This is a genomic window from Stenotrophomonas sp. YJH_SMC_94-11 (genome assembly GCF_059370435.1).
Genome location: NZ_JCAFTR010000004.1, coordinates 1 through 14267, shown reverse-complemented (window position 1 = coordinate 14267; position 14267 = coordinate 1). Strand labels below are relative to the sequence as shown.

The 14267-nt window shown below is 66.1% G+C and carries 10 protein-coding genes; 6 read left to right on the top strand and 4 right to left on the bottom strand.

Annotated features, from left to right (window positions below; translation table 11 throughout):
- Positions 1 to 12: 12 nt before the first annotated feature.
- The 3 genes from AC5P74_RS08900 to AC5P74_RS08890 are packed head-to-tail and all read left to right on the top strand — an operon-like array spanning position 13 to position 1950.
- Entirely contained in the window at positions 13 to 648 is a 636-nt protein-coding gene (locus AC5P74_RS08900; protein WP_346608197.1) for a DUF1120 domain-containing protein, read from the top strand.
- Between the two features lie 57 nt (positions 649 to 705).
- Positions 706 to 1326, top strand: coding sequence for a hypothetical protein (locus AC5P74_RS08895; protein WP_346608198.1), 621 nt, complete (start codon positions 706 to 708; stop codon positions 1324 to 1326).
- Positions 1327 to 1338: 12 nt separating this feature from the next.
- Positions 1339 to 1950: a DUF1120 domain-containing protein gene (locus AC5P74_RS08890; protein ID WP_346608199.1), complete on the top strand. Its 612-nt coding sequence runs from the start codon at positions 1339 to 1341 to the stop codon at positions 1948 to 1950.
- Between the two features lie 159 nt (positions 1951 to 2109).
- Here AC5P74_RS08890 and AC5P74_RS08885 read toward each other — a convergent pair whose 3' ends face one another.
- From AC5P74_RS08885 to AC5P74_RS08875, 3 genes are read right to left on the bottom strand one after another with little or no spacing between them, the layout of a single operon-like run.
- Positions 2110 to 5187, bottom strand: a complete 3078-nt coding sequence (locus tag AC5P74_RS08885; RefSeq protein WP_346608192.1) for an efflux RND transporter permease subunit — start codon at positions 5185 to 5187, stop codon at positions 2110 to 2112.
- Positions 5184 to 6356, bottom strand: coding sequence for an efflux RND transporter periplasmic adaptor subunit (locus tag AC5P74_RS08880; protein ID WP_346608191.1), 1173 nt, complete (start codon positions 6354 to 6356; stop codon positions 5184 to 5186). Before AC5P74_RS08880 ends, AC5P74_RS08885 begins: the two co-directional genes overlap by 4 nt.
- The gene (locus AC5P74_RS08875; RefSeq protein WP_053500941.1) at positions 6353 to 7600 is read right to left on the bottom strand and encodes a TolC family protein; all 1248 of its coding nucleotides are present in this window, start codon (positions 7598 to 7600) and stop codon (positions 6353 to 6355) included. Before AC5P74_RS08875 ends, AC5P74_RS08880 begins: the two co-directional genes overlap by 4 nt.
- Before the next feature lie 62 nt (positions 7601 to 7662).
- Here AC5P74_RS08875 and AC5P74_RS08870 point away from each other — a divergent pair, with 62 nt between their 5' ends.
- Both AC5P74_RS08870 and AC5P74_RS08865 read left to right on the top strand, forming a co-directional pair.
- Entirely contained in the window at positions 7663 to 8337 is a 675-nt protein-coding gene (locus tag AC5P74_RS08870) for a response regulator (RefSeq protein WP_346608190.1), read from the top strand.
- Positions 8330 to 9703 (top strand): sensor histidine kinase, encoded by a 1374-nt coding sequence (locus AC5P74_RS08865; protein WP_346608189.1) that lies wholly within the window; start codon positions 8330 to 8332, stop codon positions 9701 to 9703. The genes AC5P74_RS08870 and AC5P74_RS08865 overlap by 8 nt, the downstream gene beginning before the upstream one ends.
- A gap of 143 nt (positions 9704 to 9846) precedes the next feature.
- On the opposite strand, the gene AC5P74_RS08860 is transcribed toward AC5P74_RS08865, so the two are convergent.
- Entirely contained in the window at positions 9847 to 12198 is a 2352-nt protein-coding gene (locus AC5P74_RS08860; RefSeq protein ID WP_346608031.1) for a GH92 family glycosyl hydrolase, read from the bottom strand.
- 349 nt (positions 12199 to 12547) lie between these two features.
- Between AC5P74_RS08860 and AC5P74_RS08855 the strand changes: the two genes are divergently transcribed.
- Positions 12548 to 14267: autotransporter outer membrane beta-barrel domain-containing protein (locus AC5P74_RS08855; RefSeq protein WP_495222483.1), on the top strand; the 1720-nt coding region annotated here is incomplete at its 3' end.

The following is a 14267-nucleotide window of genomic DNA, read 5'->3' as shown; positions in this document are numbered from 1 at the left end:
AGCACCATGAAGATGAAGATGATTGCACTGGCCGCTGCTGCCCTGGCCGCAAGCGCAACCGCCAATGCCAGCGTGACCCTGAACGTGACCGGCAAGGTGACCCCGCCGTCCTGCCAGCTGAGCCTGACCAAGACCGAACTCGACCTGGGCAACTTCCATGCCAGCAAGCTCAATGAGAATCAGCCGACCCACATCGGCCGCCAGAGCACCGATGTGCTGGTTTCCTGCGCCTCGCCGGCGCAGTTCGCCCTGCTGGTGACGGATGACCGGTCGGGAACCGTCGCGGATGATGCCGTTGCCGTGGCAAAGATGGGGTCCAATGCGGAGCAAGCCTATGGCCTGGGTGTCAACGGTAGCAGCAACATCGGCGCCTACGTGATTTCGCTGAACGGAGGCACGGCTGACGCCGGCGACGCCAGCTTCGTGACGTCCGCTGATCTGGGCGCGACGTGGACTGCTGCGACCGTGGTCGCACCCAACCAGCTCACTGCCTGGCAGGCCAAGGACGGTTCGCTCGCTGCTGCATCGGCCACCAACGCCCGCGCGAGCCTGACGATCGACGCCGCCGTGGTCGGCACGGAGCACCTGGACCTGACCAATGAGGTGTCGCTGGACGGCAAGGCGACCATCGAGCTGAAGTACCTGTAATCGAAGGAGCCCGCCCTCGCTTGTGGCGGGCTTCTCCTCCAACAAGGGAAATTCCCCATGAAGAATCGATTTATCCCGCACTCGCTGCTGGCATTGGCGTTTGCCGGCTGCTCGGCCATGCAGGCCAATGCCACCGAGCTGAAAGTCAGCGGAAGCATCCACCCCAGTGCCTGCGAGCTGTCCGTCAACGGCAATGAGTTCACCATTCCGCAGCAGGATCTGGACAAGCTCCCACCCGATCGGTCTACCGAGCTTTCCACGATCACGCTGCCGGGCACTGTCACCTGCGCGTTCCCCGCGCGCTTCGGCCTGCAGTTTGCAGATACCGCAACGGTCGATGGTGGATTTGATGACATCTTCCATATCTATCCCAGCAATGACAGCTCGAAGAGTCTCGGATGGTACGAAGTGCATCTGACAAACGGCCAGGCTGACGCCAAGTCCTATCCATTTGCGCGCAGAAAGCTGGACAACAACGCGATGACCTTGGACAACAAAGTCCGCTCCAAGGATCACGATCACGTCATGGTTCTGGCCGGCGGCTCCACTCTATCTGGCGCCCGTCATGCCACGTTCGACATCAATATCACGCCAAGCCTGAAGCCACGAGGTGAATTTGATGCAGTGAACGAGGTGGATATCGTTGGTCAGATGGTAATGGAACTGCTCTACCTTTAAGGAAGAGGCGAAATGAGTACCTTCATGAAGAACAAGGCAGTTGCAGCACTACTGCTCAGTGCGTGTGTCCCCGCTTCGCTTGTACAGGCAAGCGAGCTGTCGGTATCGGGGACGATCCAGCCGGAATCCTGCACGCTGTCCCTACCGGATGGCGGCGCGCTGGACTTCGGTGAGCTGGCCCCGCAACCGACCACGGAAGGCAAATGGGCCTTTGTGGAGCACCGCAACGCACAGCTGTCGATCGACTGCACTGCCAGGACCCATGTGGGTTTGAAGTTCCGCGACCTCCTGCTCATCGACAATCCAATTCCCAAGGATGGCTTCATCCTCGCCACCGAGAATGACGACCACCTGGCAATGGTCGAACTCCGTATCCCTCACGGCGTCGCTGATGGAAAGCAGGTCGATTTCGCAATGCTCCATTCATCAGGAAGCGGCAGCCATGTGGTCCGGGTGGACGATCCGGGCAACTACATGCGCATTGGCGATCCTCGCGACCCAGGATTCGCAAAGGTCTCTGCCAACATGCGGGTGACGATGCTGGGTGTTGATCTTGAGGGTGACAAACTTGAGAACGCCAAAGGTCTGCGCAGCATGATAGGCATCGACCTTCACTACCTCTGATCGGTTCGGCGGGGCCGGGCAACGGTTGCCCGGCCCCGCATCTGCTGGCCTGCTGCATCTGCGCGTGTCGCAGGGAGTCGGTAGAGCCGAGCCCATGCTCGGCTGCTCTTCGCGCGAAGGCCAGAAGCAGCCGAGCGTGGGCTCGGCTCTACAGTCAGGTCAGGCGCCATGGGCCTCGCGACGCCGGTGTACCCAGTAGTACAGCGTGGGCAGTACCAGCAGGGTCAACAGCATCGCCGACAGCAGGCCGCCGATCACCACCACCGCCAGCGGCTTCTGGGTCTCGGCACCAATCGCATGCGAGGTCGCCATCGGCAGCAGGCCGAACATCGCCAGCAGTGCAGTCATCAGCACCGTGCGCAGGCGCTGCAGCGAGCCCTGTACCACCGACTGCAGCAGGTCCATGCCCTGCTCGCGCAGCTGCGCGAAGCGACTGAGCATCACCACCCCGTTCAGCACTGCCTGCCCGAACAACGCGATGAAACCGATCGCCGCCGACACTGACAGCGGGATGCCAGTGAGCCACAGGGCGAGGATGCCGCCGATCATCGCCAGTGGCACGTTGGCCAGGATCAGCGCAGCGCTGCTGATGTCCTTGAAGGCATCGAACAGCAGCACGAAGATGATCAGCACCGACAGCGGAATCACCCAGCCCAGCCGCTTCATCGCACGCTGCTGGTTCTCGAACTCGCCAGACCACTCCAGCCGGTAGCCGTCCGGCAGCTGCACGCTGGCGTGCACGCGCTTGCGCATGTCGGCCACCACGCTACCCATGTCGCGGCCGGCGATGAAGATGCTCACCGCCTTCACCCGCTGTGCGTTCTCACGCGAGATGTTGATCGCGCCACTGGCCATGCGGAAATCGGCGACGTCGGACAGCGTCACGGTGTGGCCATCGCCAATGCCCACCGGGACCGTGCGCAACCGTTGCAGGTCACGGTCGGCGTCGTCCAGGCGCAGCGTGATCGGGAACCTGCGGTCACCTTCCCACAGTTCACCAACCTGGCGCCCGCCCAGTGCGGTCTCGATCACCTCGTCGATGTCGCGCACATTCAGTCCATAGCGTGCCGCACGATCGCGGTCGATCTCGATCTGCAGCTGCGGCAATGAGCCGTCACGATCAATGAAGGCACTCTCTACGCCCTCCACGCCACGCACCTGCCCCAGGATCGCCTGCGCCTGCTGGTTGAGCACGTCCAGATCCGAGCCGCTGACCTTGATCACCACCTGGCCCTTGATCTGCGAGATGCTCTCCAGGATGTTGTCGCGCACCGGCTGCGAGATCGAGAACTCCGGCCCCGGAATGCGCTGCTCCAGCGTGCGCTGCAGGTCGCTCACCAGCTGCCGCTTGCCCACGCCCTTCGGCCATTGCTTCTCAGGCTTCAACGCCACCAGCGCCTCGATCTGGTTGGCGCCCTTGGCATCGGAGCCGTCTTCTGGCCGCCCCAGCTTGGCCACCACCGTCGACACCTGCGGGAAAGTGCCGACCAGCTCACGGATGCGCCGCGACTGCTGCTGCGCCTCGGCCAGGCTGGTGCTCGGGTCGAGCGTGGCGGTCAGCCAGATCGAGCCTTCGTCCAGCTCGGGCAGGAACTCCGATCCCAGCCGCGTGCCCAGTGCCAGCGTACCGACCAGCAGCACAACCGCAGTCAGCACCACCGCGCGCGGACGCGCAAGTGCGCGTTCCAGGATCGGCTTGTACCAGCCGGTCAGGCGGTCCATCAGCGGATTGCCATCGCGCATGCGGTCGCGGCGCAGCCACCAGTAGCAGAACAGTGGCACCACGGTCAGTGCGAGGATCAACGCACCGATCAACGCCGAGGTCACCGAGTACGCCATCGGCGCGAACATTCGGCCCTCCTGGCGCTGCAGGGTGAAGATCGGGATGTGCGCGGCGATGATGATCAGCATCGAGAAGAACGTCGGGCGCCCCACTTCGGAGGCTGCCGAGAGTACGGTAGAGAAGCGCGTCTTCCTGTCAGCGTTCGGTGGCAGCTTCGACAACCGCGACACGATGTGTTCGGTCACGATCACCGCGCCATCGATGATGATGCCGAAGTCCATCGCACCCAGCGACAACAGGTTGGCCGGTACGCCCCACAGATGCAGGCCAAGGAAGGTCGACAGCAGGGCCAGCGGCATCATCGCCGCCACGATCAGCGCGGCGCGGGCGTTGTACAGGAACAACCACAGCACCAGGAACACCAGCACCGCGCCTTCCAACAGATTGCGGAAGACGGTTTTCAGTGTGGTCGAAACCAGCCACGAGCGGTCATAGAACGGCTCGATGCTGACCCCGGCCGGCAGCTGGTTCGCCTCGATCTCGGCGATGCGCGCATGCAGGGCGTCGAGCACGTCGGAGGGATTCTCACCCTTGCGCATCAGCACCATGCCGAACACCGCATCGTCATTGTCATCCTGGCCGACCAGGCCCTGCCGGGGCAGGCCGGTGTCGGCGACGCTGGCCAGGTCACGCACCAGGATTGGCGTGCCCCCGCGCTGCGCCACCACCACGTTGCCGATGTCGGCCGGCGAACGCATCAGGCCCACGCCGCGGATCAGGAACTGCTGCTGGCCGCGTTCCACGTAGCCGCCGCCCGCGTTAGAACTCCCCTTCTCCAGCGCCTCGGCGAACTCACTGAGGCTGATGCCGCGGTCACGCAGCTTGCCCAAATCCGGTTTGACCTGGAAGGTGCGCGCAAAGCCACCGAAGCTGATCACATCGGCCACTCCAGGAACGGTGCGCAGGCTACGCTCCATCGTCCATTCCTGCACGGTGCGCAGCTGGGTCGGGGTCAGGTGCGGGCCTTTCAGCACATAGCGGTAGATCTCGCCCACCGCCGAGCTCATCGCCTCCAGCTCCGGGGTCACCCCTTCCGGCAGCTCCACGCCCTGCAGGCGCTCCAGCACCTGCTGGCGTGCGAAGTAGTCATCGGCCTTGTCGTCGAAGGTCAGGATGATCATCGACAGGCCGAACTGCGTATGCGAGAACACCCGCACCGAATGCGGAATGCCGGACAGCGCCACTTCCAGCGGCGTCGTCACCTCACGCTCCACCTCTTCGGCGGCACGGCCCGGGTGCAGCGACACCACCGTCACCTGGGTGTCGGACACATCCGGGAAGGCTTCCACCGGCAGCACGCGGAACGCGGCGATGCCAGCGCCGATGAACAGCAGCAGCGCCAGCATCACCATCAGCGGTTGGCGCAGGCAATAGGCAATCAGGCGATCGATCATGGGGCGGCGCGCCCGGTGCCGGTGCTGACGGCTGCCGGCGCGCTGTCCACCAGCTGTTGCAGCAGCAGGCCACCCTCGACGACCACTCTGCTGCCCGGCGCCAGGCCTTCACGCACCCACAGGCGGCCGTCACCCAGCTCCTCGGCGTGCACCGCGTGGCGCACGAAGCGGCCCTTGCCTTCCTCCACGAACACCACCTGCTTTCCGTCGATGAGCAACACCGCGGCGTCGGGCAGCGAGACACCGCCCTCGGACGGCAACGCCACCTGGGCGCGCACGTACTGCCCGGCCTTGAAGCCACGTGCGCGGTTGTCCAGCTCGGCACGCGCCTGCACCACGCGGCGCTCACTGTCGATGAAGTCATCCACGTGCTGCAGGGTCGCCTGCAGCGGCTGTCCATCGGCGCCGGGCACGCTCACCTGCATGCCGGCCTTCAATCGCCCTGCCAGGCTTTCAGGAACATCCAGCAGCAGCCACAGGCGGTCCGGATCGCCGATCACTGCCAATGGCTGCTCGCTGTCGGGAATGACCGACATGCCCGGGTTCATCCGCCGCTCCACCAGCACGCCATCGATGGGGGCGCGCAGCGGCAGGCGCTGGTCCACGCGCTGGCCATTGCCATAGGCCCGGGCGAATGCAGTCGCGCGCGCATGATCGGCCTGGCTGCCGGCAAAGCTCGCTTCGGCTTCATCCAGTTCGCGGCCCGACGCCACTCCCGCGGCGTGCAGCTCGCGGGTGCGCTCCAGCTCCTTGCGTGCCTGCTGCAGTTCGGCACGGCCACGCGCGCCCTCGGCCTGGGCCTGGCCGAACTCCGGCGAGGTGATCCAGGCGATGACCTGCCCTGCCTTCACTCTCTGCCCCGGCTGCGCCTCGATGCGCGCCACCTGACCCGGCAACGGCGTGCGCAGTGCACTGGAGCGTGCCGCGTCCCAGGCCACCCGGCCCGGCAGCTGCAGGCTGGCGCTGGCGCCGGCGGTCGCCGCCTCGCTGCGCAGCACGTCCAGCTGGCGGCTGCCGGCTGGAAACTGGATCTGGCCGGCACTGACCTGCGGCGCGTCCTCGGTATATGACGCCGGTTCGCGGCCGCAGCCGCCCAGCAGGGCCAGCGCCAGCAGGGCCGGCAGCACGGCATGTCGCGCACGCAGGCGACGGGCGACGGTGGACTTCATCGGGACGCTCCTTCAACAACGGATGTGGCCGCTTCCCAGCGCGCCAGGGCAATGGCATGGTCGGCACGCGCTTCGATCAACGCGGCCTCGAATTCGCGCCAGCTGCGGCGCGCATCCAGCAGATCGGTCAGGCTGGCGGCGCCGCGCCGGTAGGCCAGTTCGATGCCCTGCACCGCCTTGCGCGCGGCGTCGGACTGCAGTCCTTCGTAGTCGCTGCGGCGCTGCGCGGCGGACTGCGCACTGGCCTGCAGCAGGTCAAGTTCGGCGCGCGCTTCGCGCTGCAGCACCTGCAGTTCCAGCGCCGCACTATCACGGTCGGCCTCGGCACGCTGCATCGCGCCGCGTGCACGCGATGGGCCACCGAGTGGGATGGTCAACGACACGCCCCAGGTCACACCGCTGATGTCGGTCGGCTCGCGTTCGGCTTCCACACCCAGCTGGACATCGCGATGGCGCTCGCTGCGCGCCAGTGCTACACCGGCATCGGCCGCGGCCAGGCGCGAACGCGCTGCGCGCAGATCGGCACGCTGCTGCGGGTCGAACGCGCGCACATCGGCCACGCTGTTGGCATCCGGCCAGGGGTCATCGGCAGTGAGGTCGTGGTTGTCGTCGCTGCCGAGCAGCAGGCCCAGCGCATGCCGCGCATCGCGCAGATCCAGGGCCGCCTCGCGCGCCGCGTCGGCGACGGCCAGGTCGTCCACCGCAAGCCGCGCGCGATCCACCGGCGCCATCGCCCCGGTAGCAACCTGCTTGGCCGCCGCCGCCATCTGCTCGGTCGAGCTCTGGCGGTTGGCCTCGGCAATCTGCGCCCGCTCCTGCGCGCGCTTCAGGCCGAAGTAGGCTTCGTGCAGCGCCACCTGCTGGCGCCGCCGGGTGTCGAGCATGTCCAGTCCGGCCACCTCCAGCAGCGCATCGGCCTGGCGGATACGCAACGCGCGCTTGCCACCGCGTTCCCAGGTCCAGCCCAGGCCCACGGTGCTGTCCATCCGCTTGTCCTGCCAGCGTCCGGGGCCGACGCCGTGCCTGGGGCTGAGCTTGCTGGTGCCGATCGACAGCTCGGTCGCTGGACGCAGCGCCGCCGTCTGCGCGTCGCCCTGCACGCCACGCAGCGCCAGTGCCGCCACACGCAGGTCCGGGTTGTGTGCTTCCATGGCGCGCTGCGCCTCCTGCAGGGAAAGTGCCGACGCCGCAGGTGCGCACAGGAGGGCGGCCAACACAGCCGCAAGGCAAGGGGAGAAATTCATGCGCGTCACGGTAAGGTGACGCACTTGCGCCAATCTTGCCCCAACCTTGCACGAAGCTTGCAATGCGAATCCTGTTGATCGAAGACGACGCCGCCCTGGCCGATGGACTGATCCGTGCCCTGCAGGGCGCGGGTCATCTGTGCGACCACCTCTCGCGCGGGCTGCATGCACCCGCTGCACTGGCCAGCGCGCCATATGACGTGATGGTGCTCGACCTTTCATTGCCCGACGTCGATGGCCTCGACCTGCTCTCGCGCCTGCGCAACGACGGTGTGATCCTGCCGGTGCTGATCCTGACGGCGCGCGACGGCGTGGAGGACCGCATCCTCGGCCTCGACCGGGGTGGCGACGACTATCTCGCCAAACCGTTCGCACTGGGCGAGCTGGAAGCGCGCCTGCGTGCGCTGTCGCGCCGCCGCAGTGACGCACCGGCGCAGAAGCGATTGGGCCGTCTGTGCTTCGACAGCATCCGCAATGAGGCGCAGGTGGACGGCCAGCGCATCGAACTGACCGCCCGCGAGTTGTCACTGGTCGAGGCACTGATGCAGCATCCCGGCCGCACCGTCACCAAGCAGCGCCTGTTCGACGCTTTGTACAGCTGGGACCACGACGCCAACCTGTCGGTGATCGAAGTGCATGTCAGTCGCCTGCGCCGCAAGCTGGAACAGGCGCGTGCCGGCGTCGGCATCCGCATGCTGCGTGGCCTCGGCTACCGGTTGGAGGCCGTGGGTGACTGAGCGCGTGCACAGCCTGCGGGGCCTGCTGCTGCGCCGCCTGTGGCTGCCGCTGCTGGTGCTGCTGCTGTGCAGCGCGGTGGGTTCTTTCACGCTGGCCCGTTTCTATGCCGGCCAGGTCTACGACCGCTGGCTGCTGGACTCGGCAATGTCCCTGTCCGAGCTGGTGACGGTGCAGGAGGGGCGCGCCTCGATCGAAATCACCCCTGCAGTCTCGCGCATGTTCACCTGGGACACCGCCGACGAAGTGCATGGCGAAGTGGTCGATGCTGCGGGTGGACGCTTGTATGGCGACTTGGCCGAAGCGCTGCCGCGCCCGGCCACCGCCGCCTCAAGCGACGACGCGGTTTATTACGATGCGCGCCTGCGCGGGCAGCCGGTGCGCATGGTCGAAGTCCTCGTCAGTGCCGGACCGGGCCACGATATCCGGCTGCGCGTAGCCGAGACGCTGCGCAAGCGCCACCGGCTGGAGCGCAAGCTGCTGCTGACCAGCATCCCGTTCCAGGCTGCGATCCTCACGCTGGCCGCGTGGCTGGCCTGGTCCGGGACCGGCGCGGCCGCACGCCATGCCAACCAGGTGGCGCGGCGCTTGGCCAGCCCCCGCCCGGACCCGCTGGCGCCCCTGGAACCCGCACAGGAGGCGCCACGCGAGCTGTGGCCGGCGGTGGAGGCCTACAACGCCCTGCTTCAGCGACTGGACGCCATGCAGGCCGCGCAACGGCGCTTCGTCAGCAACGCCGCGCACCAGCTGCGCACGCCGCTGGCGGCGATGCAGGTGGAGCTGGAGAGTTCATTGCGGCAACAGGATCCGCAGACCCAGCAGCTGGCGCTGTCCGGCACGCTGGCCGGGCTGGCGCGGCTGCAGCACCTGGTCAACCAACTGCTGATGCTCAGCCGTTCGGAAGATCTCCATGGCAGCGTACTGCCGCTGCAGCCGCTGGACCTGGCCGCGCTGGCGCGGGGCGTGGTCGAGCGCTACGCCGACCGTGCGTTGGCGGCCGGCGTGGACCTGGGTTACGACGGACCCGACGACGGCGTGCAGCTACAGGGCGATCCGCAGTTGCTGCGCGAGGCGCTGGGCAACCTGCTGGACAACGCGCTGCGCTACGGCGCCACGCCCGGAGTCATCACCCTCGGCGTTCGGCAGGGAACCGACGGCGTGCAGGTATGGGTGGACGATGACGGCGCCGGCATCGCCGAAGCCGAACGCGCGCGCGTCACAGAACGCTTCTACCGGGCCAGCAGCGAGGGCGACGGCTGCGGGCTCGGACTGGCGATCGTGGCCGAGATCGCGCAACGGCATGGCGCGACCTTGATGATTGATACCGCCCCGATCGGCGGTGCGCGGGTGGGGTTGCGGTTCCGATGAGCGCTGTTGAACCGCCCTTGTAGAGCCGAGCCCATGCTCGGCCGCTCCTGGCACGATGCCTGAGCCGAGCATGGGCTCGGCTCCACAGGTTCCTGGTCACCCGTGAAGCGTGCCGACCAAGGTCGGCACCTACCGAGTGCGCGTCATCGGCTCATCGAATACGGCGCCTGCGCGCCCTGCCCCGGCCAGTCCTTGTTCGGCTCGGCCTGCATGGTGAAACGCAGCTCGCCACCTGCCAGGATCTCGTCATGGCGCAGGAAGGTGCGCTGCAGCGGCTTGCCGTTGAGGCTCACGTTGCCAACATACGTGTGCTTGTCATCCAGCCCATCAGCCACGATGGTGAACGTCTTGCCGTTCGGCAGACGCATCGCGGTCCTGGGCAGGAATGGACGGCCAAGAATGTACTCGCCCGAGCCCGGCGCGACCGGATAGAACCCCAACGCAGTGAACACATACCACGCCGACATCTGGCCGACGTCATCATTGCCAGCCAGGCCATCGGGACGGTCGGCATACTGGGTATCCATGATCTGCTTCAGCCGCGCCTGGGTGCGCCACGGCTGGCCGGCGTACGAATACAGGTAGGCCACGTGGTGGCTGGGCTCGTTGCCATGCGCGTACCAGCCGATCAGGCCGGTGATGTCTTCCATGTGCTCGAAGATCGATGGATCCACCTTGGCGTTGAATACCTCGTCCAGGCGCGCGAGCAGCTTGTCGCTGCCACCGTGCGCTGCCGCCAGGCCGGCGACGTCCTGCGGCACGTACCACGAGTACTGCCATGCGTTGCCTTCGGTATAGTCGGTGCCGTAGCCGCTGGCGCTGGGGTCGAACGGCGTGCGGAAGCTGCCATCGCGCTTGCGCGCGCGCATGAAGCCGGTGTCCTTGTCGAACGCGTTGCGCCAGTTGCCAGCGCGCTTGTCGAAGGTCGCCGCGATATCGGCCTTGCCCATGGCCTGCGCCATGCGTGCGATGGTCCAGTCGTCGAAGGCGTACTCCAGCGTCTTGCTGGCCGCTTCACCTTCCTCGTCGATCGGCACATAGCCCAGCTCACGGTACTGCGCGATGCCGTCGTAAGGGCCGTAATTGGCGGTCTCGACCATCGCCTTCAATGCCTTGTCGGCGTCGAAGCCACGGATGCCCTTCACGTAGGCATCGGCGATCACCGGCACGGCGTGGTAGCCGATCATGCACCAGTCTTCCAGGCCATGGAACGACCATACCGGCAGCATGCCGTACGGGCTGTGCTCATGGTGGGCCAGCATCGAATTGACGAAGTCGCTGTTGCGCTTCTCCGGCTGCACCAGCGTCAGCAACGGGTGCAGCGCACGGTAGGTGTCCCACAGCGAGAACGTGGAATAGTTCGTGAAACCGTCGACCTTGTGCACCGCGTTGTCCGAACCGCGGTACTGGCCATCGGCATCCATGAACAGCGTCGGCCCCAGCATCGTGTGGTACAGCGCGGTATAGGCACTGCGCCGCGCATGTCCCGGCGCGTCAATGTCCAGCACGGACAGTGCCTGCGCCCACTCCTGCTTCGCCTGTGCACGCACGCGGTCGAAATCGAAGTCGGCCACTTCCGCGTCGAGGTTGGCGATGGCGCCGGCTTCACTGACCGGCGAGATCGCCACCTTCACCACCAGCGGTGCATCCAGCTTGCCGAATGCAAACGTGCCGACCAGCTGCCGGCCTTCGATCTGCGCACGCTGCGCGGGATCCTTCTCACCCGGCGGCGGGAAGCCCTTGTAGACGATGTCCTGCTCGGTGTTGTGCAGCTCATGTCCGGCCAGCGGGCGCGAGAAACGCATCGCGAAGTACAGCTGGCGGCCCGGCGCCCAGCCGCGCGTCTCGCGGAAGCCGGTCACCGTACCGTCGGCGCGCACCCGCACCCGCGACCACAGCACCTTGCCCGGGTAGTCGTACATGCTGGTACGCATGTCCAGCAGCACCTTGGCGTCGGTGCCCTTGGGGAAGGCATAGCGGTGCACGCCCACGCGCGCACTGGTGGTCAGTTCGGCGCGCACCTTGTAGTCGTCCAGGGTGACCGCGTAGTAGCCCGGCTCGGCCCTCTCGTCAGCGTGGCGGAAGCGTGAGGCATAGCCGCTGCGCGGTTTTTCCGGATCACCGCGCTCCAGGCCGGGATTGCCAGTGAACGGCATCACCAGAATGTCGCCCAGATCGGAGTGACCGGTACCGGAAAAATGCGTGTGTGAGAAGCCGACGATGCTGCTGTCGTCGTAGCGGTAGCCCGCCGCCCAGCCATAGGCCTTTTCACGCGGCTGGATACGCGTGTCCGGGCTGAGCTGGACCATGCCGAACGGCACCGTCGCACCCGGGTAGGTATGGCCCTCGCCACCGGTGCCGATGAACGGGTCGACCGAGGCATAGGCGCGTTCGGCAGCGGATTTCGACGGGGCTGCCAGCGCCGCCCCAGACGCAAGCACGGCGGTCGCAGCGAAAGCGATCAGGAGACGACGGTCCAGCATGGGCATCGGCATTTGGATCGATTCAGATGATGGTCAGATCCTAGCACCCGTGTTCTGGCATCGCATGTTGCGGTGCGGCTGAACGGTTCCAATCACACAGCCTATGGCGAGTGAATACTGCAATAAGTTGCATGGATCGATCCTTCCCCCCTCACCAGACTGTCCCCGTGCCCAAAACGGCGCGGCAAAGTGAGTGACGACATCTCCTGCCGTTGTGTGATCTCCCGCTCAGTTTGCATCGTGCGGGCCGGAAAAAGGCACGGGTATCACCCAAGCTTCACAACATCTCGGCGCTTCATTAACGCCGACGAAGTGAACGGGGTCCCCTTTCCTGAGGTTCTGATTCCAACAGGAGTACACCATGAAGATCGCTGTTCGCCGTCCCCTTGCGCTGGCCATTGCCGCCGGCCTTGCCGTTGCCGGTCCCAGCCAGGCCGGCGTCCTCAACCCGGGTGAAAGCGCAACCGTCAACGCCGGAGACCCCGTTGAGTCCTGGTCACTCGACAATGCCTCCCTTGTGGTCGCGGCCGGCGGCGCTACGCAGGCTGTTGATGCCTCCGACGGCTCCACAGTGACCTTTGACAGCGCGGCGATCAATGCGTCGAGCGCCATTGGTATCCGCCTTGGCAACAGCGCCATGACGATGAACGATTCCACTGTGGTCAATACGACGGGCCGAGCGCTGGCATTGACGGGGCAGATCGGTAGTGCGCTCCCGGGTTCCTCCGCTACCCTCACGCGCAGCACGCTTTCGGGCAGCGGAATCGGAGCCAGCGTACAGTTGGGTGGAGACCTGGTTCTGGATGCAACGCATCTGGAGGGGCATGCGCAGGCAGCCACCGGCGTGTACAGCGGCACCGGCCTGTTCCTGGTGGGCACCGGGCAGATCGTCGCCCGTAACGGAAGCACGATCACCGGCGATGGCAACGGCATCTGGGCCCAGTATGATTTCACCCCGGTTGCAGGTGAAGCAGTCACTGTAGACATCGACGCTTCCCGGGTGGAGGGCCGCACGGGGTCCGGTATCTACATCGAGGAGAAATTCGATCCTGCTGACGCTGCAGTCGTTGCCCGTTTCAACTTCCGTAATGGTGCCGAACTGGTCGGCGGTGACGGCAACCTGTTGCGCGTTGACGCAACCGATGCGGACATCGACTTGAATGTCGAGAACTCGCGGATGAACGGCAACATTGTCAACGCCGGCGGCAGCACGGTGAATGTGGCGCTGTCCAACGGCGCCAGCATCACCGGCACCATGAGCAACGTCACCCGCGTGGCGCTGGATTCCTCTACCTGGAACCTGACCGGCAACTCCTCGGTCGGCACGCTCAGCCTCGGCAACGGCACGGTCGCCCTCGGCGACGGCTCCGCCTTCCACACCCTCAACGTGGCCGGCAACTTCAGCGGCGCCGATGGCATGATCATCTTCAACACCGTCTTGGCCGGCGACGACGCCGCCACCGACAAGCTGATCATCGGCGGTGACACCAGCGGCAGCGCCAACGTGCGTGTCAACAACGTCGGCGGCGCCGGTGCGCAGACCGACAAGGGCATCGAGCTGATCCATGTCGGTGGCGCCTCCAACGGCCAGTTCAACCTCTCCGGCCGCGCGGTGGGCGGTCAGTACGAGTACTTCCTGCACAAGGGCACGGGCGCCGACGGCAACTGGTACCTGCGTTCGCAGCTGCCGACCGTGCCTGATCCCTGCGAGGCCAACCCCGGCTTGCCGCAATGTCCGCCGGTCGACCCTGTGGATCCTGTGGATCCGGTCCATCCGGTCGATCCGGAGCCAGTACTGCGTCCCGAACCCGGCGCCTACCTGGCCAACCTGCAGGCCGCGCAGACGATGTTCCGTCTGGGCTACCACGACCGCAACGCCGGCCAGAATGCCGACCGCGCCTGGGCCCGCGTGGATGGCTCGCGCACCGGTTTCGATGCCATCAGCCGCCAGCTCGACATCCGTGGCAACAGCCAGGCACTGACCGTCGGTGCCGATCTGTGGCGTCACGATTCGGGCAGCAGCGTGGGCGTGATGCTGTCCAGCGGCAACGCCAGCAGCACCTCGACAAATGAACTGACCG